Annotated in this window: 24 protein-coding genes; 9 read left to right on the forward strand and 15 right to left on the reverse strand. The window is 71.0% G+C overall.

The window, feature by feature from the left end; all coding sequences use genetic code 11:
- Positions 1-101 precede the first annotated feature (101 nt).
- Positions 102-872 (reverse strand): trypsin-like serine protease, encoded by a 771-nt coding sequence (locus tag OG883_RS21280; RefSeq protein ID WP_266543219.1) that lies wholly within the window; start codon positions 870-872, stop codon positions 102-104.
- Positions 873-1,091: 219 nt separating this feature from the next.
- On the opposite strand from OG883_RS21280, the gene OG883_RS21285 reads away from it, so the two are divergent.
- Complete coding sequence (locus tag OG883_RS21285; protein WP_266549276.1) at positions 1,092-1,988, forward strand: hypothetical protein; 897 nt, start codon at positions 1,092-1,094, stop codon at positions 1,986-1,988.
- 23 nt (positions 1,989-2,011) lie between these two features.
- A complete protein-coding gene (locus OG883_RS21290; RefSeq protein ID WP_266543221.1) occupies positions 2,012-3,544 on the forward strand; it encodes a HEAT repeat domain-containing protein in 1,533 nt (510 codons plus the stop codon).
- Between the two features lie 232 nt (positions 3,545-3,776).
- Here OG883_RS21290 and OG883_RS21295 read toward each other — a convergent pair whose 3' ends face one another.
- The 4 genes from OG883_RS21295 to OG883_RS21310 all read right to left on the reverse strand — a co-directional run bounded on the left by OG883_RS21295 (position 3,777) and on the right by OG883_RS21310 (position 6,345).
- Entirely contained in the window at positions 3,777-4,163 is a 387-nt protein-coding gene (locus OG883_RS21295) for a barstar family protein (protein WP_266543223.1), read from the reverse strand.
- A gap of 35 nt (positions 4,164-4,198) precedes the next feature.
- Positions 4,199-4,594, reverse strand: coding sequence for a ribonuclease (locus OG883_RS21300; RefSeq protein WP_266549278.1), 396 nt, complete (start codon positions 4,592-4,594; stop codon positions 4,199-4,201).
- 115 nt (positions 4,595-4,709) lie between these two features.
- A complete protein-coding gene (locus tag OG883_RS21305) occupies positions 4,710-5,591 on the reverse strand; it encodes an SDR family oxidoreductase (protein WP_266543225.1) in 882 nt (293 codons plus the stop codon).
- A gap of 1 nt (position 5,592) precedes the next feature.
- Positions 5,593-6,345, reverse strand: coding sequence for an SDR family oxidoreductase (locus tag OG883_RS21310; RefSeq protein WP_266543227.1), 753 nt, complete (start codon positions 6,343-6,345; stop codon positions 5,593-5,595).
- Positions 6,346-6,401: 56 nt separating this feature from the next.
- Here OG883_RS21310 and OG883_RS21315 point away from each other — a divergent pair, with 56 nt between their 5' ends.
- The 4 genes from OG883_RS21315 to OG883_RS21330 are packed head-to-tail and all read left to right on the forward strand — an operon-like array spanning position 6,402 to position 9,803.
- The gene (locus tag OG883_RS21315) at positions 6,402-7,151 is read left to right on the forward strand and encodes an enoyl-CoA hydratase family protein (RefSeq protein ID WP_266543229.1); all 750 of its coding nucleotides are present in this window, start codon (positions 6,402-6,404) and stop codon (positions 7,149-7,151) included.
- Positions 7,148-7,996, forward strand: coding sequence for a CoA transferase subunit A (locus tag OG883_RS21320; protein ID WP_266543231.1), 849 nt, complete (start codon positions 7,148-7,150; stop codon positions 7,994-7,996). The genes OG883_RS21315 and OG883_RS21320 overlap by 4 nt, the downstream gene beginning before the upstream one ends.
- Entirely contained in the window at positions 7,975-8,733 is a 759-nt protein-coding gene (locus OG883_RS21325; RefSeq protein WP_266543233.1) for a CoA-transferase subunit beta, read from the forward strand. The genes OG883_RS21320 and OG883_RS21325 overlap by 22 nt, the downstream gene beginning before the upstream one ends.
- Positions 8,733-9,803, forward strand: coding sequence for a nitronate monooxygenase family protein (locus OG883_RS21330; RefSeq protein WP_266549280.1), 1,071 nt, complete (start codon positions 8,733-8,735; stop codon positions 9,801-9,803). Before OG883_RS21325 ends, OG883_RS21330 begins: the two co-directional genes overlap by 1 nt.
- A 126-nt stretch (positions 9,804-9,929) precedes the next feature.
- Here OG883_RS21330 and OG883_RS21335 read toward each other — a convergent pair whose 3' ends face one another.
- The 5 genes from OG883_RS21335 to OG883_RS21355 all read right to left on the reverse strand — a co-directional run bounded on the left by OG883_RS21335 (position 9,930) and on the right by OG883_RS21355 (position 14,683).
- Complete coding sequence (locus OG883_RS21335) at positions 9,930-11,486, reverse strand: DEAD/DEAH box helicase (RefSeq protein WP_266543235.1); 1,557 nt, start codon at positions 11,484-11,486, stop codon at positions 9,930-9,932.
- Between the two features lie 93 nt (positions 11,487-11,579).
- Positions 11,580-11,783, reverse strand: coding sequence for a cold-shock protein (locus OG883_RS21340; RefSeq protein ID WP_015607926.1), 204 nt, complete (start codon positions 11,781-11,783; stop codon positions 11,580-11,582).
- Between the two features lie 219 nt (positions 11,784-12,002).
- On the reverse strand, positions 12,003-13,160 hold the full coding sequence (locus OG883_RS21345) for an acetyl-CoA C-acetyltransferase (RefSeq protein WP_266543237.1): 1,158 nt from the start codon (positions 13,158-13,160) through the stop codon (positions 12,003-12,005).
- 17 nt (positions 13,161-13,177) lie between these two features.
- Positions 13,178-13,768 (reverse strand): TetR/AcrR family transcriptional regulator, encoded by a 591-nt coding sequence (locus OG883_RS21350; RefSeq protein ID WP_266549283.1) that lies wholly within the window; start codon positions 13,766-13,768, stop codon positions 13,178-13,180.
- Positions 13,769-13,894: 126 nt separating this feature from the next.
- Positions 13,895-14,683: an SDR family oxidoreductase gene (locus tag OG883_RS21355; RefSeq protein ID WP_266543239.1), complete on the reverse strand. Its 789-nt coding sequence runs from the start codon at positions 14,681-14,683 to the stop codon at positions 13,895-13,897.
- A 44-nt stretch (positions 14,684-14,727) separates the two neighbouring features.
- Here OG883_RS21355 and OG883_RS21360 point away from each other — a divergent pair, with 44 nt between their 5' ends.
- Together OG883_RS21360 and OG883_RS21365 are read left to right on the forward strand one after the other, a co-directional pair.
- A complete protein-coding gene (locus OG883_RS21360) occupies positions 14,728-15,873 on the forward strand; it encodes an acyl-CoA dehydrogenase family protein (protein ID WP_266543241.1) in 1,146 nt (381 codons plus the stop codon).
- Positions 15,873-16,934 (forward strand): acyl-CoA dehydrogenase family protein, encoded by a 1,062-nt coding sequence (locus tag OG883_RS21365; RefSeq protein ID WP_266543243.1) that lies wholly within the window; start codon positions 15,873-15,875, stop codon positions 16,932-16,934. The genes OG883_RS21360 and OG883_RS21365 overlap by 1 nt, the downstream gene beginning before the upstream one ends.
- A 60-nt stretch (positions 16,935-16,994) precedes the next feature.
- On the opposite strand, the gene OG883_RS21370 is transcribed toward OG883_RS21365, so the two are convergent.
- From OG883_RS21370 to OG883_RS21380, 3 genes are all read right to left on the reverse strand, one after another.
- Positions 16,995-17,468 carry a pyridoxamine 5'-phosphate oxidase family protein gene (locus tag OG883_RS21370; RefSeq protein WP_266543245.1) on the reverse strand — a complete coding sequence of 158 codons (474 nt, stop codon included), beginning with the start codon at positions 17,466-17,468 and terminating at the stop codon, positions 16,995-16,997.
- Positions 17,469-17,577: 109 nt separating this feature from the next.
- A complete protein-coding gene (locus tag OG883_RS21375) occupies positions 17,578-18,138 on the reverse strand; it encodes a HutD family protein (RefSeq protein ID WP_266543247.1) in 561 nt (186 codons plus the stop codon).
- Positions 18,135-18,854, reverse strand: coding sequence for a VWA domain-containing protein (locus tag OG883_RS21380; RefSeq protein ID WP_266543249.1), 720 nt, complete (start codon positions 18,852-18,854; stop codon positions 18,135-18,137). Before OG883_RS21380 ends, OG883_RS21375 begins: the two co-directional genes overlap by 4 nt.
- 219 nt (positions 18,855-19,073) lie before the next feature.
- Between OG883_RS21380 and OG883_RS21385 the strand changes: the two genes are divergently transcribed.
- Positions 19,074-20,588, forward strand: coding sequence for an MFS transporter (locus OG883_RS21385; RefSeq protein WP_266543250.1), 1,515 nt, complete (start codon positions 19,074-19,076; stop codon positions 20,586-20,588).
- A gap of 162 nt (positions 20,589-20,750) precedes the next feature.
- Here the strand turns inward: OG883_RS21385 and OG883_RS21390 are convergent, their stop codons facing one another.
- Positions 20,751-22,211 carry a glutamate synthase subunit beta gene (locus OG883_RS21390; RefSeq protein ID WP_266543252.1) on the reverse strand — a complete coding sequence of 487 codons (1,461 nt, stop codon included), beginning with the start codon at positions 22,209-22,211 and terminating at the stop codon, positions 20,751-20,753.
- The gene (gene gltB / locus OG883_RS21395) at positions 22,204-26,763 is read right to left on the reverse strand and encodes a glutamate synthase large subunit (RefSeq protein ID WP_266543254.1); all 4,560 of its coding nucleotides are present in this window, start codon (positions 26,761-26,763) and stop codon (positions 22,204-22,206) included. Before gltB ends, OG883_RS21390 begins: the two co-directional genes overlap by 8 nt.
- Positions 26,764-26,855: the final 92 nt, after the last annotated feature.

The raw sequence follows: 26,855 nt of genomic DNA on the forward strand, positions 1-26,855 counted from the left end.
CCCCGCCGTTCACCCGCCCTGCCGTCCTGCGGGTCCTGCCGTACAACAGAGGGGCAGATGCCGGACCGACGCGTCCGGCACCTGCCCCTCCCTCTCACGTGCTAGAGCTTTGCCGCTTCCGACTTGATGGTGGCGGCGAAGGTGGACACCTCGCTGTAGACACCCGGGTAGTTGGGCCGTGCGCAGCCCTGGCCCCAGCTGACGATGCCGACCTGGATCCATGCGCCGCCGTTGTCCTTGCGGAACATCGGGCCGCCGGAGTCACCCTGGCAGGTGTCGACGCCGCCCTGCGGGAACCCGGCGCAGATCTCCTCGCCGGCCACGAGCTCGGGGTACGACTGCTTGCAGCTGGCGTCCGAGACGAACGGCACCGTGGCCTTGCGGAGGTAGCGCTGCTGGGCGCCGCCCTCGCGGGTTCCGCCCCAGCCGGCCACGGTGAAGGTGCCGCTGTTGTACGCCGTCGTGTCGGCGATCTTCAGGGTGGGCAGGTTGATCGGCTTGGCGAGCTTGATCAGCGCCCAGTCCTTGCCCGTGCCGTTGTAGCCGGGAGCCTGGAGGACCTTGGTCGACCTGACCTTGATGGCGTTGGAGCTCTGCAGGTCGACGACGCCCGCGGTCGCGGTGATGCTGGTGTTGTTTCCGGAGCCGTTCACACAGTGAGCGGCGGTCAGGACGATGTCCTTGGCGTAGAGCGAGCCGCCACAGCCCATGGAGAGCCGGACCATGAAGGGGAACTCTCCCTGAGCGGCCGGAGTTCCGCCGACGACGGGCGGCGGAGCGGCGGCAGCAGAGCTGGGCGAGAGGCTGATCGCGGCGAGAGCGACGGCGCCGGCCGCGGCGCATCTCTTGAGCACGCGCAGAAGTTGCTTCAACGGACTGCCTTTCGTGGGGGGTTGAAAGGTACGCGGATGGCGAACCCGCGCAGCACGGTCCAGTGCTGACATGGGCCCGACAAAGCGTGATCCGGATTATGGAGAGTGGATCAGCCGCCCCACAAGGAGCAGTTTTCGGCCATGGTCATCAGCGGGGATTCGCCCCCTGCCCCCGTACAGTTGAGTCCGGCCGACCGTCGCGCACAGGGGGTACGGAACGTGGTGAACGGCAGCGAGGTGGTACGCGGCTTCCCGCATCTCGACACCGTGCGGGCGGCGATCACCGCGCTCTACCGGCGGCTGTCCCCCGAGGGCGTGCACTCCTACGCCCCCAGCGTCCTGCCGGCCGATGTGGCCTTCGCCGACCAGGACGATCTGCACCTCGGCGCACAGCGCGTCGCCCGCGCCCTCGTCCAGCATCTGCGGCTGCCCGACGCGCGGATGATCGTGAGCTTCCGCGAAATGCGCCATGCCGCAAGCGTCGAACTCACCGCGGGTCCCGAGTACTTCATCGAGCTCAACGACCGCTTCCGTACACACCGCCGGGACATCGGCGCTGCCCTCGCGCACGAGATCATGCATGTGCTGCTGCACAGACTGGACCTCTCGTTCCCCGGCACCCGGGACAACGAGATCCTCACCGACACCGCGACCACCTACCTCGGCGCGGGCTGGCTGCTGCTCGACGCGTTCCGCGAGGACAGCGTCTCCAGCCAGAAACTGGGCTACCTCACGCCCGAGGAGTTCGGGTATGTACTGGCCAAACGGGCGATCGCCCTCGACGAGGATCCCTCGCCGTGGTTCACCAGCCCGCAGGGATACACGGCGTACACCAAGGGCCGTGCCCAGGCGCTGCGCGACGCCCAGCAGCCCCCGCTGACCACCGCGGGCTGGACGGGCCGGCACCGCTACGCCAAGGACCGACGCCACGCCAGGGAGCATCCGGACCCTGCCCCGCCGGACGACTCCGTCGCGTACGCCTTCGAAAGCGACCCCGACGGGATGCGCGTCTCCTTCCCGTGCCCCACCTGCCTCCAGCGCATCCGCGTTCCCGTGCGGGGGCGGGTGCGCGCCCGCTGCGGGCTGTGCCGGACCATCCTCGAATGCGACACCTGACCGGACGACCGTAGGGTCGAAGCATGACGAAAGAGCCGACAGCAGGCGTGGCCGACCTGTTCGAGGCGGTGCACGCCGGCGAGGACGACGTCGTCGTGGGGCTGCTCAGGGCCGGGATACCCGTCGATGCGACCGACGAGGACGGGCAGACGCCGCTCTATCTGGCGGCGGTGAGCGACGAGGTGGGCATCGTGCGGCTGCTGCTGGCCGCGGGCGCCGCGCCCGAGCGGGCCGGCGGCCCCGACGCCGGGGACCTTCCGCTGTGCGGGGCCGCGGTCGGCGGGCACACCGAGGTGGTCCGGGCGCTGCTCGCCGCGGGCGCCCGGCCCGATCTGCCGGAGGCGTACGGCTTCACGGCCATGGCCTGGGCGGTGGGCCAGGGGCACGCCGCAACGGTCGAGGCGCTGCTGGAGTACGGCGCCGACCCCGATCTGCCGGGCCCGAACGGTGAGCCGCCGCTGGTGTCGGCCGCCCGCCGCGGCTCCCCGTCGACGGTGCGGGCACTGCTGCGGCACGGCGCCGCGTCGAAGGACGCGGCACTGGCGGAGGCCCGGCAATGGCTCGTACGGGATGTGGAGCGGGAGCTGCGGGAGGGGCTGCTGCGGGCGTACGGGGAAAGCGAGGGGTACGAGGCCGACTCGCGGCGGGTCGAGGAGGACGGCGGGGTCACCGTCGTCGTCGAACTGCTGCGGGACGGCGAGCCCATGGCGGGCAATGAGCAGCAGACCGGCCACGGTGCGATCGCCACGCTGCTGGAGGGCGAGCTGGGGATCCAGACGCCGTACGCGGACCTGGCCGAACGCGCCCTGCGCTGCGGGGACCCGGACCAGGACGACTGGATCGAGTCGGTGACGGCGCTGTGGCGGCGCGGCGACGAGGAGACCTTCCAGGCTGCGGCGGCCTGGTGCGCGAGCGACGACCCGCTGCGGCAGGCATTCGCGGCGGACGTACTGGCGCAACTGGGCTTCACGAGCACGGTGACGGCGGACGGACACCCCGGGCCCCGGCGGCCGTTCGCCGCGCGGGCGTTGCCCTTGCTGCGCGAGTTGTCCCGTGAGGCGCAGGAGCCGGAATTGATCCAGGCGGTTGTCCTCGGGCTCGGCCACCACGGGGATCCGGCCGCGCTGCCCGAGATCCTGCGGCATGCCGGGCATCCGGATGCGGAGGTGCGTCACCGGGTGGCGCTGGCGCTGGGCGGGCTCGTGCCGAACGACCATGCGGACGGCATCGAGACGCTGATCGCGATGAGCCGGGACGCGGACGCCCATGTCAGGGACTGGGCGACCATGGCGCTGGCGGGCGTGGAAGCCGATACGCACCGGATCCGCGAGGCGCTCGCGGCACGGCTCAACGACCCGGACGCGGACACCGCGGCCGAGGCGGCCAGGGGGCTGGCGATGCGTCAGGATCCCCGTGCCGCTCAGGCGTTGACGCGCCTGCTGGCGGACGAGGACCCGGACGGCTACGCCCGCGACACCGCCGCGGATGCCGTGCGGCACATACAGGACGAGCGGCTCAGGCGCCGCCTGGAAGGAACGTCGCCGCGCTGCCGCTGACGGATCCCGGCGCACCCGCGCCTGCGGCTCTGCCCGTGGCGGCAGTGGAGGCGGCGCGGGCTCGGTCGGCCCGGTTCCGTACGCCTGCCCGCGCCTGCGGCTCTGTCCGTGGCGGCAGTGGAGGCGGCGCGGGCTCGGTCGGCCCGGTTCCGTACGCCTGCCCGCGCCCGGCCTGCCGGTTCGGCCCGGTTCCGTACACCTGCCGCGCCCGGCCTGCCGGTTCGGCCCGGCCTCACCGGAGCCGCAGCGCACCCGGCGCCCGCTCCTCCATGATCCGCACCAGCCAGTCGAAGACGGTCGCACCCTGCCCCGCCTCCGCCCGGTCCAGCTCCTCCTGGACCGCGGCCCTGTTCTGCGGATGGACTCGGCCCAGCCGCAGCCGAAGCTGTCGTACGGTCTCGTCCCGCCCCAGCGCCCGGCGGGAGAGTTCGTGGTCGCGCCACTCGATGACGAAGTCGCCGTCGTCCGGCGTCCCGAAGCCGCCGCCGAGGCAGTCCGCGAAGGCGTCGAGGTTGCGGCCGAAGTATCCGCCCGGCCCGTTCACGGCTTCGCCGATCACCTGCCAGAAGCTCTCCAGGCCGGCGACCTCCGCCCCGTCGATCACATAGGTCCTGGTCACGGGGCGGAGGTTACCGGGGAAGGAGGTTTCCTGGCTCAGCAGCCGTGGTCGACGAGGTCGAACGACTCGTAGTGGTCGGCGGTGTAGTAGTCCTCCTCCTGTGCCTCGTCGCCGGTGACGAGGCGGCGGGCGCCCCGGTGGGACGAGCCCGGCGTCTTGACGGTGTACTCGTGGTAGTAGCCGGTCGACTGCGACGGCAGGATGCCCTCGCGGTTCTGGAAGACGGTGCCGTCCTGGGGATACGGGAACGGCCCGTCCGACTCGATCAGGCCGAGGGTGTCGTGCGCCTGCGAGGGGAGGTCGGAGTAGCAGATCTCACCGACGGCGGCGGAGGTGAACTCCGGTGCGGCCGCGGCCTGTCCGCCGATGAGCAGGGTCGAGACAAGGGCGGCGACGCCGCCGAGCGTGGCGATTCGTGGGGGGATTCGCATACGCACCATTGATGCGCGTAGACCTTGACGCGTCAATGACAACTTGGCCGAATTTCCCGGAAGTTAACGCTACTCGGCCCCATCGGCACGGGAACTTCACCCGTTGTCCGCGCGGCTACCGCAGGCCGTACACGGGCTGCGGCGGCTCGGCCTCCGCGAGCAGTTCCAGCGCTGCCGCACCCGCCTCGGCCGGAGTCCGGCGCGCACCCTTGTCGGCGGTGGGGCCCGGCCGCCAGCCTTCCATGACAGTGATGCGGCCTGCCTCCACCTCGAAGACCCGGCCGCTCACGCCCGTACTGGCGTCGGAGCCGAGCCAGACGACGAGCGGTGAGACATCCTCGGGCAGGGCGGAAAGACCCGCGAAGAACTCCTCCGTCATACGGGTACGGGCCGCCGGCGCGATGGCGTTGACCTGCACGCCGTACCGGCCCATCTCGGCCGACGCGACCAGGGTCAGGCCGATGATTCCGGCCTTGGCGGCCGCATAGTTGCCCTGGCCGACGCTGCCCAGCAACCCTGCCCCGGATGTCGTGTTGACCACCCGGGCCGCCACCGGCCGCCCCGCCCCGGCCTCGGAACGCCAGTGCGCGGCGGCATGCTTGAGCGGCAGGAAATGGCCCTTCAGATGCACCCGCATCACGGCGTCCCAGTCGTCCTCGCCGAGGTTGACGAGCATCCGGTCACGCAGAAAACCCGCGTTGTTGACCAGGGTGTCGAGCCGGCCGTACGTCTCCAGTGCGGCGGCGACGAGAGACGTGGCACCCTCCGTCGTCGCGATGTCGCCGCCGTGCGCCAGCGCTTCGCCGCCCGCCGCCCGGATCTCGTCGACGACCTGCTGGGCCGGGCCGGTGGAGCAACCCGCCCCGTCCAGGCCCACGCCCAGGTCGTTGACGACGACCTTCGCGCCCTCGGCGGCGAAGGCGAGCGCATGGGCCCGCCCGAGACCGCGCCCGGCACCCGTCACGATCACCACACGCCCCTCGCAGATTCGGGTCATCTCACGTCTCCTTGTTGACAGTTGCGGCATCGAGGAAGGCGGGGCGCTCCCCGCCCCCGTGCACGAGCAGCGAGGCCCCGCTCACATAGGCCGCCCGCTCCGAGGCGAGGAAGACGGCCGCGTCACCGATCTCCGAGGGCTCCGCCAGCCGCCCCAGGGGCACGGTGCGACCGACCGCCGCGATCCCCTCCTCATCCCCGTAGTGCAGCCGGGACAGCTCGGTGCGGACCATGCCGAGGACGAGTGTGTTCACCCGTACCTCGGGCGCCCACTCCACAGCCATGGAGCGGGCCAGATTCTCCAGTCCGGCCTTCGCCGCCCCGTACGCCGCCGACCCCGGCGACGGGCGGCCGCCACTGACGCTGCCGATCATCACGATCGACCCACGGGCCGCCTTGAGAAGCTCGTACGCCGCGAGTGACGCGGTCAGCGGCGCGGTGAGATTGAGCTCGATCACCCGGGCGTGGCGGGCGGCGTCGCCTGCACCGAGCAGCCGGTACGGTGTCCCGCCCGCATTGTTGACCAGGGTGTCCAGTCGGCCGTACCGCACCGCGACCTTGTCGAAGAACTCCCCCACCGCAGCCGGATCGCGCACGTCGAGCGGTACGAACTCGGCCCCGGCAACGGGGGCTTCGGGCGCTCTGCGGGCACAGACCACCACCTCGGCGCCCGCCCGCAGGAACGCCCGCGCGATGCCCGCGCCCACGCCCCGCGTGCCGCCGGTGACGACGGCAACCCTCCCGTCCAGCTCCATCGGCTGCTACCTTCCTCACCTAACAAATGTTTGGTGGAAAGGTAGCTGATCCGCTCATGGGTGTCTCCACCGCAAGCCCTGAGAAGGGCATCTCCCTCGTCACGGTCGACTTCCCACCCGTCAACGCCCTTCCCGTACAGGGCTGGTACGACCTCGCCGACGCGCTGCGCGCGGCCGGACGCGACCCGCAGATCCGCTGTGTCGTGCTGGCCGCCGCGGGACGGGGCTTCAACGCGGGTGTCGACATCAAGGAGATGCAGCGCGACACCGGACACACCGCCCTGATCGGCGCGAACCGCGGCTGCTCCGAGGCGTTCGCCGCGGTGTACGAGTGCGAGGTGCCCGTCGTCGCCGCGGTGAACGGCTTCTGCCTGGGCGGCGGCATCGGCCTCGTCGGCAACGCGGACGCGATCGTCGCCTCCGACGACGCCACCTTCGGACTGCCCGAGCTGGACCGGGGCGCCCTCGGCGCGGCCACCCATCTCGCCCGCCTTGTCCCCCAGCATCTGATGCGCGCGCTGTACTACACCTCGCGCACCGCCACCGCGCAGGAGCTGCACGCCCACGGCTCGGTCTGGAAGGTCGTCCCGCGCGACGAACTGGCGGCGGCCGCACTGGAGCTGGCGCGGGAGATCGCGCGGAAGGACAGCTGCCTCATCCGGCTGGCCAAGGCCGCCATCAACGGCATCGACCCCGTCGACGTACGCCGCAGTTACCGCTTCGAGCAGGGCTTCACCTTCGAGGCCAACCTCAGCGGGGTCGCCGACCGCGTCCGCGACACCTTCGGGAAGGAAGAGCAGTCGTGACCGACAAGACCATGACGCCCGACGAGGTGGTCGCCCGGCTGAGCAGCGGGATGACGCTCGGGATCGGCGGCTGGGGCTCCCGCCGCAAACCGATGGCCCTGGTGCGAGCACTGCTCCGGTCCGGCATCACCGATCTCACCGTCGTCTCGTACGGCGGCCCCGACGTCGGCCTCCTCGCCGCCGCCGGCCGGATCCGCAAGCTCGTCACGGCCTTCGTCACCCTCGACTCGATCCCCCTCGAACCGCACTTCCGTGCCGCCCGCCAGTGCGGCGACCTCGCACTCACCGAGATCGACGAGGCAATGTTCATGTGGGGCCTGCACGCGGCCGCCAACCGGCTGCCGTTCCTCCCCGTGCGCGCCGGCCTCGGCTCCGACGTCATGCGTGTCAACCCCGGGCTCCGTACGGTCACCTCACCGTACGAGGACGGCGAGGAGTTCGTCGCGATGCCCGCCCTGCGGATGGACGCGGCGCTGGTCCACCTCAACCGCGCGGACAGGCTCGGAAACGGCCAGTACCTCGGCCCCGACCCGTACTTCGACGACCTGTTCTGCGAGGCCGCCGACACCGCGTACATCTCCTGCGAGCAACTGGTGGAGACTGCCGAGCTCACCAAGGACGCGGCGCCGCAGACCCTGCTCGTCAGCCGGCACGCGGTGACCGGAGTGGTCGAGGCACCCAACGGCGCGCACTTCACCTCGTGCGCCCCCGACTACGACCGCGACGAGACATTCCAGCGCCACTACGCGACCACCCCCTGGCCGGAGTTCGCCGAACGCTTCCTGTCCGGCGACGAACACGCCTACCGGTCCGCCGTCGCGGCATGGCACAAGGAGCAGCAGTGAGCACCGTGACCGTGTCCCGTGCCGAGTACTGCGTCGTCGCCTGTGCCGAGGCCTGGCGCGACGCGGGCGAGATCCTCGCCAGCCCTATGGGCGCCATCCCGTCCATCGGCGCCCGGCTCGCCAAACGCACCTTCTCCCCCGATCTGCTGCTCACGGACGGCGAAGCGCTGCTTGTCGGCCCCGACGGGTCGGCGGAGGGCTGGCTGCCCTACCGCCGCCATCTCGCCATGGTGACCGGCGGCAGGCGCCACGTGATGATGGGCGCGAGCCAGATCGACCGCTTCGGCAACCAGAACATCTCCTGCATCGGCGACTGGGAGCGGCCCGCACGCCAGCTTCTCGGTGTACGCGGCGCACCCGTCAACACCCTCAACAATCCGGTGAGTTACTGGGTGCCGAAACACTCCACGAGGGTCTTCGTCGAACGCGTCGATATGGTGAGCGGCGTCGGATACGACAGCGCGGCCGCCGCCGGTCCGAGCGCGACCCGCTACCACCGCATCCCGCGGGTCGTCTCCGACCTCGGTGTCTTCGACTTCGCGACCCCCGACCGCTCGATGCGGCTCGCGTCCCTGCATCCGGGCGTCACGGTGGAGCGGGTCCGTGAGGCAACCGGGTTCGTCCTCATGACCGGCCAGGACATCCCGTACACCCGCGAGCCCGGCCCCGAGGAGCTGCGTCTCATCCGCGAGGTCATCGACCCGGGCGGGCTGCGCGATCGTGAGGTCAGGGCGTGATGGAGACGGCCCTCACCCGGCTGACCGGCGTACGGCACCCCCTCGTACAGACCGGCATGGGGTGGGTGGCCGGGCCGCGGCTGGTCTCCGCCTCCGCCAACGCGGGCGCGCTCGGCATCCTCGCCTCCGCAACGATGACCACCGAACAGCTGCGGCAGTCCGTCCGCGAGGTGAAGTCCCGTACGGAGGCGCCCTTCGGGGTCAATCTCCGCGCCGACGCGGGCGATGCCCGCGACCGGGTCCGGATCATCATCGACGAAGAAGTGAAGGTCGCCTCCTTCGCCCTGGCGCCCTCCCGTGGACTGATCGCCGAGCTCAAGGACGCGGGCGTGGTCGTCATCCCCTCCATCGGGGCCCGTCGGCATGCGGAGAAGGTCGCGGCCTGGGGCGCGGACGCGGTGATCGTGCAGGGCGGCGAGGGCGGCGGCCACACCGGCGACGTGGCAACGACCGTGCTGCTTCCGCAGGTTGTCGATGCGGTGGACATCCCGGTGATCGCGGCGGGCGGCTTCCACGACGGGCGCGGCCTGGTCGCGGCGCTCGCCTACGGGGCGGCGGGCATCGCCATGGGCACGCGTTTCCTGCTCACCTCGGACTCGACCGTCCCGGACGCGGTGAAGGCCGTGTACCTCGCCGCGACCGTCAAGGACATCACCGTCACCACCGCCGTCGACGGGCTGCCGCACCGGATGCTCCGTACGGAACTCGTCGACTCCCTCGAACGGGCGGGCCGTACGAGGGCGCTGGCACAGGCCGTCCGCCGTGCCGCCGGCTTCAGGAGGATCTCGGGCCTGTCCTGGTCACAGATGATCCGCGACGGACTGGCCATGAAGCACGACAAGGACCTGACCTGGAGCCAGGTCCTGCTCGCGGCCAACACCCCCATGCTGCTGAAGGCATCCATGGTCGAGGGCCGCACCGACCTCGGCGTGATGGCTTCCGGGCAGGTCGCGGGGCTGATCGAGGATCTGCCGAGCTGCGAGGAGCTTGTCGCGCGCGTGATGTCCGAGGCGACGCGGGCACTCGACGCGCTGCCGCGGTTCTCTCCCCCGCCCCGCCCCTTCCCGTAGCCGGGAGGTGCACCCCTCCCCGTACGTCCTCGATCGCCGGACGGGCTGACGTTGTCAGCCCCGCCGGCGATCGAGGCCGCGATCGAGGCGCGGGGTTCGGGGCGGAGCCCCGACAGGGCCGCCGGTCTACGCCGCGGTTCGGCGCCCGCCCTGCGCACCGCGCCCAGGACGCCCGCCCTGCCGGGCCTGGCCGCCGCCCTGGCCGCCGCCCTGGCCACCGCGCCGGCCACGACCGCCGCCGCCACCGCCGCCCTGCGCGCCACGGCCACCGCCCTGTCCCTGGCCCGGGACCTGGGCACGGCGCCGCTGCGGCCGCTGCTGCGGCACGACGGGCTGCGGCACCTCGACGGTGACAGCGACACCGGAGGGCTCACGCGCACCGGTGATGCGGGCCAGCTCTTCGTCGCTGGACTTGACCCTGGCCGTGCGCGGGCTGATGCCCGCGTCCACCATCAGCCGGGTCATCTCGCGCCGCTGCTCGGGGAGCACCAGCGTCACGACACTGCCGGACTCGCCCGCCCTGGCGGTGCGTCCGCCGCGGTGCAGGTAGTCCTTGTGGTCGACGGGCGGATCGACGTTGACGACCAGGTCGAGATCGTCGACATGGATGCCGCGGGCCGCCACATTGGTCGCCACCAGAGCGGTGACCTGCCCGTTCTTGAACTGGTCGAGCGTGCGGTTGCGCTGCGGCTGCGAGCGGCCGCCGTGGAGCGCAGCCGCACGTACGCCGCTGGACAGCAGCCGCTTGGCGAAGCGGTCCGCCGCACGCTTGGTGTCCACGAAGAGGATCACCCGGCCGTCGCGGGCCGCGATGCGGGTGGCCACGGCCTTCTTGTCGGTCTCGTCCGCGACGTGCAGCACATGGTGCTCCATCGTGGTCACCGCGCCTGCGGACGGGTCGACGGAGTGCACGACGGGGTCGGTCAGGAACATCCGTACGAGACGGTCGATGTTCTTGTCCAGGGTCGCGGAGAACAGCATCCGCTGACCGTCCGGCTCGACCTGCTTGAGCAGCGCCGTGACCTGCGGCATAAAGCCCATGTCGGCCATCTGGTCGGCCTCGTCCAGCACGGTGATCGCCACCTGGTCGAGCGCGCAGTCGCCGCGCTCGATCAGGTCCTTGAGGCGGCCGGGCGTGGCCACGACCACCTCGGCGCCGCGCCGCAGCGTGCCCGCCTGCTTGGAGATCGACAGTCCGCCGACGACCGTGGCCAGGCGAAGCTGCACCGAGGTGGCGTACGGCGAGAGGGCGTCGGTGACCTGCTGCGCCAGCTCACGCGTCGGTACGAGGACGAGCGCGAGCGGCGCCCGCGGCTCGGCACGCCGGCCCGCGGTGCGGGCGAGCAGTGCGAGACCGAAGGCGAGCGTCTTGCCCGAGCCGGTGCGCCCGCGGCCGAGGATGTCGCGGCCGGCGAGGGAGTTCGGCAGGGTGGCGCCCTGGATCGGGAAGGGCTCGGTCACGCCCTGGGCCGCGAGGGTCTTCAGCAGGGCGGCCGGCATGTCCAGCTCGTCGAACGCCTCGACGGCAGGCAGCGCGGGAGTAATGGATTCCGGCAGCGTGAATTCCTGCGGGGGCGCCACCTTGCGGGCGGGAGCCTTGCCGGAACCCTTCACAGGGCCCTTGGCGCGGGAATTGACCGGGCGCTGTCGGGTCGGGCGGGCCGGGCGTTCGGAGCGAGTCATGCGGATATTGCCCTCCTGGGCATGTGAGACAGCACAAGCCGAGGCCCGCACCTTGACGGTGCGGGCCCCGGCTGCGAGGTTCGCGTCCAGCAATTAGGCCGGGACGATGTTCTCCGCCTGCGGGCCCTTCTGGCCCTGCGTGACGTCGAAGGAAACCTTCTGGCCCTCCTGGAGCTCACGGAAGCCCTGGGTGGCGATGTTCGAGTAGTGGGCGAAGACGTCGGCGCCGCCGCCGTCCTGCTCAATGAAGCCGAAGCCCTTTTCCGAGTTGAACCACTTCACGGTTCCAGTAGCCATGTCATTCTCCTAAAACAGGGGCAAGCCGGAAATACACACTTCGTGCATTTCCCGTCGCTGCATTGAGCCCCATCCGGAGAATCCGGCAAACAAAATATGCGCCTGAGGAAGCATTCCCGTCAGGCGCACACAGAGTTCATGGGTACCAAAACTGCAACGCCCTCACCGTAGCATGCCCCGGCCCGGAAGGCCCGTGTCGCCCGAGCGAGTGGTCGCAGGTCACAGCCGCTCGATGATCGTGACGTTGGCCTGTCCGCCGCCCTCGCACATTGTCTGCAGACCGAACCGGCCCCCTGTGCGCTCCAGTTCATGGAGCAGCGTCGTCATCAGCTTCACCCCCGTGGCGCCCAGCGGATGACCCAGCGCGATGGCGCCGCCGTTGACGTTGACCCTGTCGGGGTCCGCGCCGGTCTCCTTCAGCCAGGCGAGCACCACGGGCGCGAACGCCTCGTTGATCTCGACCAGGTCGATGTCGGCGATGGTCATGCCCGTCTTCTTCAGCGCGTACGCCGTCGCGGGGATCGGGGCCGACAGCATCCGGATCGGATCCTCGCCCCGCACCGACAGGTGGTGGACACGGGCCCGCGGGGTGAGCCCGTGCTCGGCGACGGCCCGCTCACTCGCGATCAGCATCGCCGCCGCGCCGTCCGAGACCTGGGAGGAGCAGGCAGCGGTGATGGTGCCGCCCTCCAGAACCGGCTTCAGGCCCGCCATCTTCTCCAGGGTGGTGTCGCGGCGCGGGCCCTCGTCCACGCTCACCTCGCCGTACGCCACCAGTTCCCGGTCGAAGCGGCCCTCGTCGATCGCGCGGACCGCCCGACGGTGGGAGGTGAGCGCGAACTCCTCCATGTCGCGCCGCGAGATCCCCCACTTCTCGGCGATCAGCTGCGCGCCGTGGAACTGGTTGACCGGCTGGTCGCCGTACCGGGCGCGCCAGCCCTCGCTGCCTGCGAACGGGCCCTCGGTCAGTCCCAGGGGCTCGGCGGCCTGCCGGGACGCGAAGGCGATCGGGATCTGCGTCATGTTCTGGGTGCCGCCCGCGACCACCAGGTCCTGGGTGCCGGACAGCACGCCCTGCGCCGCGAAGTGCACCGCCTGCTGCGAGGACCCGCACTGCCGGTCGATCGTCACGCCCGGCACCTCCTCGGGCAGCCCGGCGGCCAGCCACGCCGTGCGGGCGATGTCGCCGGCCTGCGGGCCCACGGTGTCCAGGCAGCCGAAGACGACGTCCTCGACGGCGGACGGGTCGACTCCGGAGCGCGCGACCAGGGCCATGAGGACATGCGCGCCCAGGTCGGCCGGATGGACGCCCGCCAGGCCTCCCTTGCGCCTGCCCACCGGGGTGCGTACCGCTTCGACTATGTAGGCCTCGGCCATGACAGCTCCTCGTTCGGTCATCTGCGTACGGCGATTCCGTCCAGCACCATCGACAGGTACTGCCGGGCGATCTCCTCGGGGCTGTGCTGTCCGCCCGGCCGGTACCAGGACGCCGCGACCCACACCGTGTCGCGCACAAAGCGGTACGTGAGCCGGATGTCCAGGTCCGCACGGAAGACCTGGTCGGCGACCCCGCGCTCCAGCGTCCCCAGCCACGCCTTCTCGAACTTCTGCTGCGATTCGGTGAGGTAGTGGAAGCGGGGCTGTGCGGCCAGGTGCCGGGACTCCTTCTGGTAGATCGCGACGGCGGCGCGGTGCCGGTCGATCTCCCGGAAGGACTCGGTGACCAGTGCCTCGATGGTCTCCCTGGGGCCGAGTCCGGCGGCGAGCACGGTGTCGTACCCCTGCCAGAGCTCGTCCAAAAAGGTGGAGAGGATCTCGTCGACCATCGACTCCTTGGAATCGAAGTGGTAGTAGAGGCTGCCCGCGAGCATCCCCGCCCGGTCCGCGATCTTGCGGACGGTGGTGGCGTTGTATCCCTGGGCGGCGAACACCTCGGCGGCGGTGTCGAGGAGCTCCTGGCGCCGCTCGGGCGGGGTGGCGGTCACCTGACTCTTCTTCTTGCCACCGCTCGGCTTCTTGCCACTGCTCGGCTTGGTGCCGCTGGTCGGCTTGGTGCTGTCGGGCCTGCTGTTGTCCGTCTTGCTGTTGTTCGGCACGTGTCCATTCTCGTCCTACGCATGCTGACTGCTGATGGAGACGACCTCACCGGTGAGGTACGAGGAGTAACCGCTGGCCAGGAAGACGATGGTGTTGGCGATCTCCCACGGCTCGGCGTGCCGGCCGAACGCCTCCTTGGCGGTCAGCTCCTGAAGCAGTTCGGCCGAGGTGACCTTCACCAGATGCGGGTGCATGGCCAGGCTGGGGGCGACGGCGTTGACGCGCACGCCGTACTCCGCGGCCTCGATCGCCGCGCACCGGGTGAGCGCCATGACGCCGGCCTTCGCTGCGGCGTAGTGGGCCTGACCGGCCTGGGCGCGCCAGCCGACGACGGAGGAGTTGTTGACGATCACTCCGCCGCGGCCGGCCGCCCGATACGAGCGCAGGGCGGCCCGGGTGCAGCGGAACGTGCCGTTCAGGGTGACGTCGAGGACCTTTCCCCACTGCTCGTCGCTCATGTCGACGAGAGCCGCCGTGCCGCCGAGCCCCGCGTTGTTGACGACGATGTCGAGGCCGCCGTGCTCCCGTTCCGCCTTCTCGAACAGGGCCAGGACCTGTGCCTCGTCGGTGACGTCGCAGGGCAGTGAGGCGACGGCCCCGTCCCCGAACTCCGCGGCGAGCGCCTTCTGCGTCTCCTTCAGACGGCGGGCGTGCGCGTCGCTGATGACGATGTGCGCGCCCTCCTCCAGGAACTTGCGGGCGGTCGCGCCGCCGATTCCGGCTCCTGCCGCGGCGGTGATGACGGCCGTGCGGCCCTTCAGGAGGCCGTGCCCCGGGACGTACTGCGCCTTGTTGTTCCTCACGGCAGCACGTTAACCTACCAAACACTTGTTAGGGAAGGATGAGCATGGACCTGGACCTCTCCGCCGACGAGGAGACCCTCCGCGCCGAGGCGCGGGCCTGGCTCGCCGAGCATGTTCCCGCCGCCCCGCTTCCCTCCCTCGAGACGGAGGAGGGCTTCGCGGCGCACCGCGAGTGGGAGGCCAGGCTGCACGCGGACCGCTGGTCGGTCGTCTCCTGGCCACGCCAGTACGGCGGCCGGGGCGCCGGCATCTTCGGCTGGCTGGTCTTCGAGGAGGAGTACTACGCGGCGGGGGCGCCCGGCCGGGTCTCGCAGAACGGCATCCATCTCCTCGCCCCGACACTCTTCGACCACGCCACCGAGGAGCAGCGCGCCCGGGTGCTGCCCGCGATGGCGAGCGGCGAGGTCATCTGGGCCCAGGCATGGTCCGAGCCCGAGTCCGGTTCCGACCTCGCGTCGCTGAAGTCCCGTGCCGTACGGACGGCCGGCGGCTGGCTGCTGAGCGGGCAGAAGACCTGGTCCTCGCGGGCCCCGTTCGCCGACCGGGCCTTCGGCATCTTCCGTACGGACCCCGATGCACCCAAGGCCCATCAGGGGCTGACGTATCTGATGTTCGATCTGTCGGCCCCGGGGGTGACGGTCCGGCCCATCGGCCGGCTCGACGGGAAGCCCGCCTTCGCCGAGCTCTTCCTGGACCAGGTCTTCGTGCCCGACGAGGACGTGATCGGCGAGCCGGGCCAGGGCTGGCGGATCGCGATGTCCACGACGGGAAACGAGCGGGGGCTGACGCTGCGCTCCCCCGGCCGCTTCCTGGCCGCCGCGGACCGTCTGGTGCGGCAGTGGCGCACGGGCGCCGATCCCTCGGACACGGCACTGCGCGACCGGGTCGCGGACGCGGTCATCGGCGCGCGCGCCTATCAGCTCTTCACCTACGCCAACGCCTCGCGTTTCGCGGCGGGCGCGAGCATCGGCGCCGAGTCCAGCCTGAACAAGGTCTTCTGGTCCGAGTACGACATCGCCCTGCACGAGACGGCGCTCGATCTACTGGGCGCTGAGGGGGAGTTGACGGACGGCGAGTGGGCACAGGGGTACGTCTTCTCCCTCGCCGGACCCCTCTACGCCGGTACGAACGAGATCCAGCGCGACATCGTCGCCGAGCGTCTGCTCGGCCTCCCGAAGGGCCGCCGCTGATGCGTTTCCTGCTCACCGACGAACAGCAGGCCTTCGCACGCTCGCTGGACGCGATGCTGTCGGCGGCGGACACGCCGTCGGCGGCACGGGCGTGGGCTGCCGGCGACCCCGCTCCGGGCCTGGCCCTGTGGTCGCGCCTGGCGGAGGCGGGGGTCTTCGCGCTGGCCGCACCGGAGGCGTACGAGGGCGTGGGCCCGCTCCCGGTGGAACTGGCCGTCGCCTTCGTGGAGCTGGGCCGCCATGCGGTGCCGGGCCCGCTGGTCGAAACGGTCGCGGCGGCGGCGGTGCTGACGCGCCTGGCGGAGCTGGGCGACGCGTCGCCCGCGAAGCGGCTGCTGCCGGGGCTCGCGTCGGGAGAGTCGACGGCAACGCTGGCCATGGCGCGCGGTGGCCCGTACGCACTGGACGCGCACGCCGCGACGGTGACGTTGGTGGTGTCGGCCGCGGAGACGGCGACCGGCAGGGACGCCGGGCGGGACGCGACCGCAGCCGCAGCCGCCGGGCGCGATATGCGTCCCCCGGGCGGCACCCTGCGCATCGCCCCCGGGTACGGCGACGTCCACGTGTCCGCCGATCCCGTGCGGCGGCTGGTCGTGCCCGGCGGCGGAGGCGAGGTGCTGGCCGATGGGCCCCATGTGGGCGTCGCCGCCGCGTACGCCGCTGACGTCGCCGCGTTCGTCACGGCCGCGCAGTCACTCGGCGTCGGGCTCGCCCTGCTCGACCGCACCGTCGCGTACGTCAGGCAGCGCACCCAGTTCGGCACGGCCATCGGCACCTTCCAGGCGGTCAAGCACCGGCTTGCCGACACCCTGATCGGCCTCGAGTTCGCCCGGCCGCTCCTGTACGGCGCCGCCCTGTCTATGGCCCCGGCCGATATCGCCGCAGCCAAGGTGACCGCCGGTGAGGCCGCGTACGCCGCCGCTCGCGCCGCGCTCCAACTGCACGGCGCGGTCGGCTACACCGAGGAGCTCGACCTCTCGCTCTGGCTGCGCAAGGCGCGGCCTCTGCGGGACGCCTGGGGCACCCCCGCCCGGTGCCGGGCCCGCGTGCTTGCCGGGTGACCGCGGAGGTCCACGCAGGTCCGCGCAGGTCCACGCAGGTCCACGCAGGTCCGCGCAGGATCAGCGGCGGCGGAGGGTCCGTACGGCTCCGCCCGGCCGCCAGGTCCGTACGACGAGCTCCTCGCCCTCGACGCACGTCTGCACCACCTCGCCCAGCTCGACCCGGAACAGCTGGAACGGCTCCGGCTGCCCGACCTCCTGTGCGTACCGCCCGATCACCTCGGGATCGGTCACCTCCACCGCACGCCCGCCGATCCGTACGTCCCCGCCGTCCATCGAGTCGTCGGGCCCGGGGTTCGCCTGGACCGCACAGCGCGGATCGCGCTGGAGGTCCTGCGCCTTGCGGGAGTTCGCCATCATGCCGAGCCACATCTCGCCGAAGCGGACGTCCACCTCGAGGCCGCTCACCCGCGGGGACCCGTCCTTGCGCAGGGTGGCCAGGACGTGATGCCTGTACCGCGTGAAGCGCTGGTGGACGGTCTCGGCGAAGACCGGCTCCGCCGCCCGGAAATCTGCCCATGTGGAAGAGGTCATGAGCCCATCCCATCGCCATATCCCGACATCTTCTGTCGGGATTCCGAGCTGATGTTCACGCCTCCCCCGAGGCACACTCGGCCTCCGTGGCCCGCCTCCCGGCCCCCGCTCACCCATTCTGCAGGGTGACGACCGCCGCGTGCCCGTCCGTGTGCAGTGAGCCGGGCGCGGCGTCCAGCAGCGCCGCGTCGTACCGCTCGAGCGTCACTCCCGCCTCCTTGAGCACCGTGGTCCCCTCCAGTGCGACGATCACCACGGTCGCGCCGGAGGGGACGGCGACCAGCAGTCCTCCCCGTACCACCGAAGTCAGGCATGCCGTACGGCTCCTGCGGTGCATCACGTTGAAGTTGACGACAGGCCCGTCGATGAGGCGGCCGTCGGTCTCCACGTCCCCGGGGAAGTCGTAGGGCCGGAACCTCTCGTCCACGACCCGGCGCTCCCCGCCCACCCTGAGCTCCATCCCCGCGCCCTCGACCACGGTCAGAGTCCGGTCCGCGTGCGGGAACGCGGAGAACGGGCCGTCCGCGCCGACATCCGCAAGGCTGATCCGCCAGACGAAGGCGTCCATCGAGGCGCCCTCCGGCGAGGCCGCGATCTCCCGGGTGACCCCGCCGCCGTTCTTCCAGGGCACGGCCCTGCGGTCGGCGGCCCGCAACACCCGCACCGTCATCGCACGATGCCCTGTGCGCGGGCCGCGGCCAGCCAGGAGGGGAACTCGGCGACCAAGCGGTCGTACAGCTCGGCGTCCGCGACCTGCCGCGGGTCGAGTCCGGCATGGAAGAAGCCGGCGTTGTCGACGGCACGCTTGGCGGGGACGGCGAGTTCGTCGAGCTTGTGCAGGAAGTCGAACTGCGAGCTGCGCCGGTTGCCGAAGCCGACGAACTGCCAGAACAGCGGCAGCTTCGCCGCCTTGCACAGATAGCGTTCCGCCGCGTGCTTGCTGATCGGGCCGCCGTCCGTCTGGAAGACGACGAGCGCGGGCGCGGTCGAGCCGCTGTCGATGTAGTGGTCGATGACCGCGTCCATGGCCAGGTGGTAACTGGTCCTGCCCATGTGGCCGAGGCCCGCGACGATCTCGTCGACCCGCCCGCGGTGGTTCTCCAGGGCGATGTCCGTGACGGCGTCGACGTCCGTGGAGAAGAAGACGACGGGCACCCGGCCGTCGTCGTCGAGATGGGCCGACAGACCGAGCACCCGGTCGGCGAGGGCCTGGACGCTGCCGTCCTTGTAGTACTCCTTCATGGAGCCGGAGTAGTCGAGCACCAGATAGACGGCCGCGCGCTCGCCGCTCAGCCGGTGCTTGTCCAAGGAGACGCCGGCGCTCTTGTAGAGACTGACGAGCGCGGGCGCGGTCTCCTCGACCTTGCGGAGGCTGATGGCCGCCATGCAGGGCTCCGTTCGTTCAATATGACAGGAGTGACGGGAGAGTCGAGATTACGTCACCGCCAGGGAGCCCTTCCGGCGCCCGGCCAACACTGCCGTTCCGCTGTCCCCCTCCCGCTGTCCTGCTGTCCCGCGTTCGAGGACGTGCCGCGGGAGACCTCAACACAGCAGTACGGAACAGAACTTGACCTCAACCTTGGTTCAGGTACAACGGTGGGGCACATGACAACGCGACGTCTCTCCCGCCCCGTGCTCACCCTGCTGGTCGTGCTCTTCGGCTATCTCGTCCTCCCCATGGCGATGACCGGCACCGCCCTCGCCCTTCCGGAGATAGGCCGGGACCTCGACGCCTCGGGCACAGCCCTCCAGTGGGTGGTCACCGGGTACATGCTGGCGGCCTCCTCGGTGATGCTCGTCGCGGGCTCGCTCGGCGACCTGCTCGGGCGGCGGAAGGTGTACGCGGCCGGAGCGGCGCTCTACGGGGTGGGCACCCTGACCGCCTCCACGGCCCAGAACATCCTGGTCCTCGACATCGCCCGTACCCTCGCGGGTGTCGGCGGGGCCGGGGTGATGGCGGGCGGTGCGGCAATCCTCGCGACGGTCTTCGACGGGTCGGCGCGTACCCGGGTGTTCGCCTCCGTCGGCACCGTCGCCGGGGTCGGCATCGCGGTCGGGCCCACACTCTCCGGTGCTCTGGTGGGAGCGTTCGGGTGGCGTGCGACCTTCCTGGGCTTCGGAATCGCCGGGGTGGTCATTCTGCTCGCGACGCGTCTGATGCCGGAGTCCCGGGCGGACGCACGGCCCCGGGTGGACCGGCCGGGAGTGGTCACCTTCATCGCCGGTCTCGCGCTGCTGATGTTCGCCGTCACCCAGGGCGCGCAGGCCGGCTGGGGCAGCGTGCAGGTGCTGGGGCCGCTGACGGCCGGGGCCGTACTGCTGGTGGCCTTCTGGGCGGTGGAGCGACGCAGCGACCACCCTGTTCTCGATCTCACGCTGGTGCGCGACCGCCGGTTCATGGGCTGGACGCTGGGCGCGATGTCCACGGCGGGCGGGGCGACCGGCATCCTGGTCTTCCTCCCGACCTATCTTCAGGGCGCGGGCGGACTCTCGGCCGGTGACGCGGGTCTGATCATGCTGATGACGACCGCGCCGGTCTTCGCGTTCCCCTCGGTCGGCGGCTGGCTGGTGGGCCGCGGCCTCCCGGCCCGCCATCTGGTCGCCGGTGCGCTGCTGCTCTCCGCGGCGGGCAACCTCTGGCTGGCCCTGGCGCTCGCTCCGGACGCGGGCCCGGCCCGGCTGGCGACTCCGCTGCTGCTGATCGGTATCGCCAACGGCCTGGTCCTGGGCCAGATCGACGCCCAGGCGATGAGCATCGTCGAACCGGAGCGCGTGGGCATGGCATCGGGCCTCCTCAACACGGCGAGGGGCGGCACGGGCGCACTGGTCCTGGCCGGCTTCGGAGCGGCCCTGATCACCCTGGTGGAGTCCCGGGTGGGCGACCGCGCGTCGGCCGGCGAGGTGACGGCGGGCCGGCACCCCGACCTGGCGGCCGAGTTCACCCAGGCCTGGCAGATCACGGTGGGCACGGTGGCGGTGGTCCTGATGCTGGCGGCGATCCTGGTCCGCCACCTGCTGCGGCCGCGCACCGTCCCCGTCGCGGTGCCGGCCCCCGCCGAGCCCGCCCCGGTGCAGCACGCCGCCGAGCCCGCCCCGGTGCAGCACGCCGACGCGGTCTGAGCGCGACAGCCGGCCGGACCGGCGAAACGAGCGGAAACGCAGTGCGGCGCCTGCCCAGTGTCCGGTCGGGGACAGGGCAGGCGCCGCGTTGCCGGGGCCTCGGGGGTGTACCCCCCGGAAGACCCGGCCCGTACGCCGTTGTACGGGACGTCTGGGGAGAGATCAGACCGTCAGCGCGCGGTCCGTGGGACGGATCGGAGCCGGCAGCTCGCTCGCGCCGGTCAGATAGCGGTCCACACCGCGTGCCGCCGAGCGGCCCTCGGCGATCGCCCACACGATCAGTGACTGGCCGCGGCCCGCGTCACCGGCAACGTACACGCCGTCGACGTTCGTCGCGAACTCCGCGTCCCGCGCCACGTTGCCGCGCTCGTCGAGCTCCAGGCCGAACTGCTGGACCAGGCCGTTCTCCTGGTCCGTGCCGGTGAAGCCCATCGCCAGGGTGACCAGCTGCGCGGGGATCTTCCGCTCGGTGCCGGCCTTCTGCTCCAGCTTGCCGCCCTTGAACTCCACCTCGACGAGGTGCAGGTACTGGACGTTGCCGTCCTCGTCGCCCTCGAAGTGGGTGGTGGAGACGGAGTAGACCCGCTCGCCGCCCTCCTCGTGCGCCGAGGTGACCTTGTAGAGCATCGGGAAGGTCGGCCAGGGCTGACCGGCCGAGCGCTCCTCGCCCGGACGCGGCATGATCTCCAGCTGGGTGACCGAGGCCGCTCCCTGCCGGTGCGCCGTGCCCACGCAGTCCGCGCCCGTGTCGCCGCCGCCGATGACGACGACGTGCTTGCCCTCCGCGGTGATCGGCGGAGCGACGAAGTCGCCCTCGACCACCTTGTTGGCGAGCGGCAGGTACTCCATCGCGAAGTGGATGCCGTTCAGCTCACGCCCGGGGGCGGGCAGGTCGCGCGAGACCGTGGCGCCCGCCGCGATGACCACCGCGTCGTACCGCCTGCGCAGCTTCGCCGCGTCGATGTCGCGGCCGATCTCGACCTCCGTACGGAACTTGGTGCCCTCCGCGCGCATCTGCTCGATACGGCGGTTGATGTGCACCTTCTCCATCTTGAACTCGGGGATGCCGTACCGGAGAAGCCCTCCGATGCGGTCCGCGCGCTCGTAGACGGCGACCGTGTGGCCCGCCCGGGTCAGCTGCTGGGCGGCGGCCAGACCGGCCGGGCCCGAGCCGATGACCGCGACCGTCTTGCCGGAAAGCCGCTCCGGCGGCTGCGGGGTCACGTCGCCGCTGTCCCACGCCTTGTCGATGATCGAGACTTCGACGTTCTTGATGGTGACGGCCGGCTGGTTGATGCCGAGCACGCAGGCGGCCTCGCACGGAGCGGGGCACAGACGGCCCGTGAACTCCGGGAAGTTGTTGGTCGCGTGCAGCCGCTCGCTCGCCGCCGACCAGTCCTCGCGGTAGGCGTAGTCGTTCCACTCGGGGATGAGGTTCCCGAGCGGACAGCCGTTGTGGCAGAACGGGATTCCGCAGTCCATGCAGCGGCCGGCCTGCTTGCTGATGATCGGCAGCAGGGAGCCCGGAACGTAGACCTCGTTCCAGTCCTTCAGCCGCTCGCCCACCGGACGGGTCTCGGCGACCTCGCGTCCGTTGGTGAGAAAGCCCTTGGGGTCAGCCATTGGTCGCCGCCTCCATCATCTTCTCGGTGGTCTCCTGCTCGGAGAGACCGGCGAGCTCAGCGGCGTCCTTGGCGGCGAGCACGGCCTTGTACGTGGTCGGGATGATCTTGCTGAATCGATCCACCGCGGTGGACCACTCGGCCAGCAGCTTCGACGCGACGGTCGAGCCCGTCTCCTCCTGGTGGCGGCGCACGACATCGTGCAGCCACTGCTTGTCGGTGTCCGACAGCGCTTCGACGGCCTCGACGTTGCCGATGTTGACGTTGTCGCGGTCGAGGTCGATGACGTACGCGATGCCACCGGACATGCCGGCCGCGAAGTTGCGACCCGTCTCGCCGAGCACCACCGCGTGACCGCCGGTCATGTACTCGCAGCCGTGGTCGCCCACACCCTCCGAGACAACCGTGGCACCGGAGTTGCGGACGCAGAACCGCTCGCCCGTCCGGCCGCGCAGGAACAGCTCGCCGCCGGTCGCACCGTAGGCGATGGTGTTGCCCGCGATGGTCGAGTACTCGGCGAGGTGATCGGCCCCCCGGTCCGGGCGGACGACGACACGGCCGCCGGAGAGGCCCTTGCCGACGTAGTCATTGGCGTCGCCCTCCAGCCGCAGCGTCACACCGCGCGGCAGGAAAGCGCCGAAGGACTGGCCGGCCGAGCCGGTGAAGGTGATGTCGATGGTGTCCTCGGGCAGGCCCGCACCGCCGAACTTCTTCGTCACCTCGTGGCCGAGCATCGTGCCGACCGTGCGGTTGATGTTGCGGATCGCGATCTGCGCGCGGACCGGCTGGGCCGCCTCGGCGGAGTCGGCGCCCAGCGCATCGGCGGCGAGCTTGATCAGCTCGTTGTCGAGCGCCTTCTCCAGACCGTGGTCCTGCTCGATCAGCGCGTGGCGCACGGCGCCGTCCGGCAGCTCGGGGACGTAGAAGAGGGACTTGAGGTCCAGGCCCTGCGCCTTCCAGTGGTTCACTGCCCGCTCGGTGTCCAGCAGCTCGGCGTGGCCGACGGCCTCTTCGAGCGTACGGAAGCCCAGCTCGGCGAGGAGCTCGCGGACCTCCTCGGCGATGAACTCGAAGAAGTTGACGATGTACTCGGCCTTGCCGGAGAACCGGTCGCGCAGCACCGGGTTCTGCGTGGCGATGCCGACCGGGCAGGTGTCCAGGTGGCAGACGCGCATCATGATGCAGCCGGAGACGACGAGCGGCGCGGTCGCGAAACCGAACTCCTCGGCGCCGAGCAGCGCGGCGATGATCACGTCACGGCCGGTCTTCAGCTGGCCGTCGGTCTGCACGACGATACGGTCGCGCAGGCCGTTGAGCAGCAGCGTCTGCTGGGTCTCGGCGAGACCGAGCTCCCAGGGGCCGCCCGCGTGCTTGAGCGATGTCAGCGGCGAGGCGCCCGTACCGCCGTCGTGGCCGGAGATGAGGACGACGTCCGCGTGGGCCTTGGAGACACCCGCGGCGACGGTCCCGACACCGACCTCGGAGACCAGCTTCACGTGGATACGTGCCGCCGGGTTGGCGTTCTTGAGGTCGTGGATCAGCTGAGCCAGGTCCTCGATGGAGTAGATGTCGTGGTGCGGCGGCGGGGAGATCAGACCGACACCGGGTGTGCTGTGCCGGGTCTTGGCGACCCACGGGTAGACCTTGTGGCCGGGCAGCTGGCCGCCCTCGCCGGGCTTCGCGCCCTGCGCCATCTTGATCTGGATGTCGTCCGCGTTGACCAGGTATTCACTGGTCACACCGAAGCGGCCGGAGGCGACCTGCTTGATGGAGGAGCGGCGCGCCGGGTCGTACAGGCGGTCCGGGTCCTCGCCGCCCTCACCGGTGTTGGACTTGCCGCCCAGCTGGTTCATGGCGATGGCGAGGGTTTCGTGCGCCTCGCGGGAGATGGAGCCGTACGACATCGCGCCGGTGGAGAAGCGCTTGACGATCTCGGCGGCCGACTCGACCTCGTCGAGCGGGATCGAGGCACGGTCGGACTTGAAGCCGAACAGGCCGCGGAGCGTCATCAGGCGCTCGGACTGCTCGTTCACCCGGTCCGTGTACTTCTTGAAGATGTCGTAGCTGCGCGAGCGCGTGGCGTGCTGCAGCCGGAAGACCGTCTCCGGGTCGAAGAGGTGCGGCTCGCCCTCGCGGCGCCACTGGTACTCGCCGCCGATCTCCAGCGCGCGGTGCGCGGAGGGGACACCGGAGGCGGGGTACGCCTTGGCGTGGCGGGCGGCGACCTCGGTGGCGGTGACCTCGAGACCGGCGCCGCCGATCTTCGTGGCCGTGCCGTGGAAGTACTTCTCGACGAAGGCCTCGTCGAGACCGACCGCCTCGAAGACCTGCGCGCCGCGGTAGGAGGCGACCGTCGAGATGCCCATCTTGGACATGACCTTCAGGACGCCCTTGCCGAGGGCGTAGATCAGGTTGCGGATCGCCTGCTCGGGCTCCAGGCCCTCGATGAACGTACCGGCGCGGACCAGGTCCTCGACCGACTCCATCGCCAGGTACGGGTTGACGGCGGCCGCGCCGTAGCCGATGAGGAGCGCGACATGGTGCACCTCGCGCACATCGCCGGCCTCGACCAGCAGGCCCACCTGGGTGCGCTGCTTGGTGCGGATGAGGTGGTGGTGCACGGCGGAGGTGAGCAGCAGCGACGGGATCGGCGCGTGCTCGGCGTCCGAGTGCCGGTCGGAGAGGACGATCAGGCGGGCGCCGTCCTCTATGGCCGCGTCGACCTCGGTGCAGATGGCCTCGATGCGGGCGGCGAGGGCGTCGCCGCCGCCGCCGACCCGGTAGAGACCGGAGAGCGTCGCGGCGGTCATGCCGGGCATGTCGCCGTCGGCGTTGATGTGGATGAGCTTGGCCAGCTCGTCGTTGTCGATCACCGGGAAGGGCAGGGTGACGCTGCGACAGGAGGCCGCGGTCGGCTCGAGGAGGTTGCCCTGCGGGCCCAGCGAGGAGCGCAGGGAGGTGACGAGCTCCTCGCGGATGGCGTCCAGCGGCGGGTTGGTGACCTGCGCGAACAGCTGGGTGAAGTAGTCGAAGAGCAGCCGCGGGCGCTCGGACAGCGCCGCGATCGGGGAGTCCGTGCCCATGGAGCCGAGCGGCTCACCGGCGGTGCGCGCCATCGGCGCGAGGATGACGCGCAGCTCTTCCTCGGTGTAACCGAAGGTCTGCTGGCGGCGGGTGACCGAGGCGTGGGTGTGGACGATGTGCTCGCGCTCGGGGAGGTCCTCGAGCTCGATCTCGCCCGCTTCCAGCCACTCCTGATAGGGGCGCTCGGCGGCGAGCGAGGACTTGATCTCGTCGTCCTCGATGATGCGGTGCTCGGCGGTGTCGACGAGGAACATCTTGCCGGGCTGGAGGCGGCCCTTGCGGACGACCTTGGCGGGGTCGATGTCCAGGACGCCGACCTCGGAGGAGAGAACGACGAGTCCGTCGTCGGTGACCCAGTAGCGGCCGGGGCGCAGGCCGTTGCGGTCGAGAACCGCGCCGACCTGGGTGCCGTCGGTGAAGGTGACACAGGCCGGGCCGTCCCAGGGCTCCATCATCGTGGAGTGGTACTGGTAGAAGGCGCGCCGCCGCGGCTCCATGGAGTCGTGGTTCTCCCACGCCTCGGGGACCATCATGAGGACGGAGTGCGGCAGCGAGCGCCCGCCGAGGTGGAGCAGCTCGAGCACCTCGTCGAAGGACGCGGAGTCGGAGGCGTCGGGGGTGCAGAGCGGGAAGATCCGGTCCAGCTTCTCCGGGCCGAAGAGGTCGCTCACCAGCTGGGACTCGCGGGCCTTCATCCAGTTGCGGTTGCCCTTGACCGTGTTGATCTCGCCGTTGTGCGCGACGAAGCGGTACGGGTGGGCCAGCGGCCAGCTCGGGAAGGTGTTCGTCGAGAACCGCGAGTGGACGAGCGCGACGGCGGTGGCGCAGCGCCGGTCGGAGAGGTCCGGGAAGAAGGGCTCCAGCTGGCCGGTGGTCAGCATGCCCTTGTAGACGATGGTGCGGGCGGAGAGCGAGGGGAAGTAGACACCGGCCTCGCGCTCGGCGCGCTTGCGCAGGACGAACGCCTTGCGGTCAAGAGCGATGCCCGTGCTCGTACCGTCCGAGACGAAGAGCTGGGAGAAGGCCGGCATGGTGGCGCGCGCGCCGTTGCCGAGCAGATCCGGGGTGACCGGGACCTCGCGCCAGCCGAGGACGTTCAGTCCTTCCTCGGCAGCGATCGTCTCAATACGTGAGACAGCATCCGCGCTGTCCTGCGCGGGCAGGAAGGCGATACCGACGGCGTACGAACCGGCCTCGGGCAGCTCGAAGCCGGCGGCCTCACGGAGGAAGGCGTCCGGAACCTGGAGCAGAATGCCGGCGCCGTCGCCGGAGTCGGGCTCGGAGCCGGTGGCGCCGCGGTGCTCGAGGTTCCGCAGTACGGTCAGCGCCTGCTCGACCAGCGCATGGCTGGCCACACCGGTCAGGGTGGCCACAAACCCGACACCGCAGGCGTCGTGTTCGTTACGGGGGTCGTACATCCCCTGGGGGGCGGGGCGACCGTCCATGGGCGACCAGGCGTCGGAACGCATCGGCTCTCCCGTCGTCGTCGTGGCATGTTCACTGCCGAGGGACGACGTTGGCCCTCGCGAAATTTCGTGCAGGTTACATGATGGAATGCTTC

The organism is Streptomyces sp. NBC_01142 (genome assembly GCF_026341125.1).
Classification (GTDB): domain Bacteria; phylum Actinomycetota; class Actinomycetes; order Streptomycetales; family Streptomycetaceae; genus Streptomyces.

Bases quoted from the DNA above. Each gene is read 5' to 3' on its own strand.
- OG883_RS21290 (WP_266543221.1), top strand. From the start codon at position 2,012: ATGACGAAAGAGCCGACAGCAGGCGTGGCCGACCTGTTCGAGGCGGTG.
- OG883_RS21300 (WP_266549278.1), bottom strand. From the start codon at position 4,594: ATGCGAATCCCCCCACGAATCGCCACGCTCGGCGGCGTCGCCGCCCTT.
- OG883_RS21305 (WP_266543225.1), bottom strand. From the start codon at position 5,591: ATGACCCGAATCTGCGAGGGGCGTGTGGTGATCGTGACGGGTGCCGGG.
- OG883_RS21310 (WP_266543227.1), bottom strand. From the start codon at position 6,345: ATGGAGCTGGACGGGAGGGTTGCCGTCGTCACCGGCGGCACGCGGGGC.
- OG883_RS21315 (WP_266543229.1), top strand. From the start codon at position 6,402: ATGGGTGTCTCCACCGCAAGCCCTGAGAAGGGCATCTCCCTCGTCACG.
- OG883_RS21325 (WP_266543233.1), top strand. From the start codon at position 7,975: ATGGCACAAGGAGCAGCAGTGAGCACCGTGACCGTGTCCCGTGCCGAG.
- OG883_RS21330 (WP_266549280.1), top strand. From the start codon at position 8,733: ATGGAGACGGCCCTCACCCGGCTGACCGGCGTACGGCACCCCCTCGTA.
- OG883_RS21335 (WP_266543235.1), bottom strand. From the start codon at position 11,486: ATGACTCGCTCCGAACGCCCGGCCCGCCCGACCCGACAGCGCCCGGTC.
- OG883_RS21340 (WP_015607926.1), bottom strand. From the start codon at position 11,783: ATGGCTACTGGAACCGTGAAGTGGTTCAACTCGGAAAAGGGCTTCGGC.
- OG883_RS21345 (WP_266543237.1), bottom strand. From the start codon at position 13,160: ATGGCCGAGGCCTACATAGTCGAAGCGGTACGCACCCCGGTGGGCAGG.
- OG883_RS21360 (WP_266543241.1), top strand. From the start codon at position 14,728: ATGGACCTGGACCTCTCCGCCGACGAGGAGACCCTCCGCGCCGAGGCG.
- OG883_RS21365 (WP_266543243.1), top strand. From the start codon at position 15,873: ATGCGTTTCCTGCTCACCGACGAACAGCAGGCCTTCGCACGCTCGCTG.
- OG883_RS21370 (WP_266543245.1), bottom strand. From the start codon at position 17,468: ATGACCTCTTCCACATGGGCAGATTTCCGGGCGGCGGAGCCGGTCTTC.
- OG883_RS21375 (WP_266543247.1), bottom strand. From the start codon at position 18,138: ATGACGGTGCGGGTGTTGCGGGCCGCCGACCGCAGGGCCGTGCCCTGG.
- OG883_RS21380 (WP_266543249.1), bottom strand. From the start codon at position 18,854: ATGGCGGCCATCAGCCTCCGCAAGGTCGAGGAGACCGCGCCCGCGCTC.
- OG883_RS21385 (WP_266543250.1), top strand. From the start codon at position 19,074: ATGACAACGCGACGTCTCTCCCGCCCCGTGCTCACCCTGCTGGTCGTG.
- OG883_RS21390 (WP_266543252.1), bottom strand. From the start codon at position 22,211: ATGGCTGACCCCAAGGGCTTTCTCACCAACGGACGCGAGGTCGCCGAG.
- gltB (WP_266543254.1), bottom strand. From the start codon at position 26,763: ATGCGTTCCGACGCCTGGTCGCCCATGGACGGTCGCCCCGCCCCCCAG.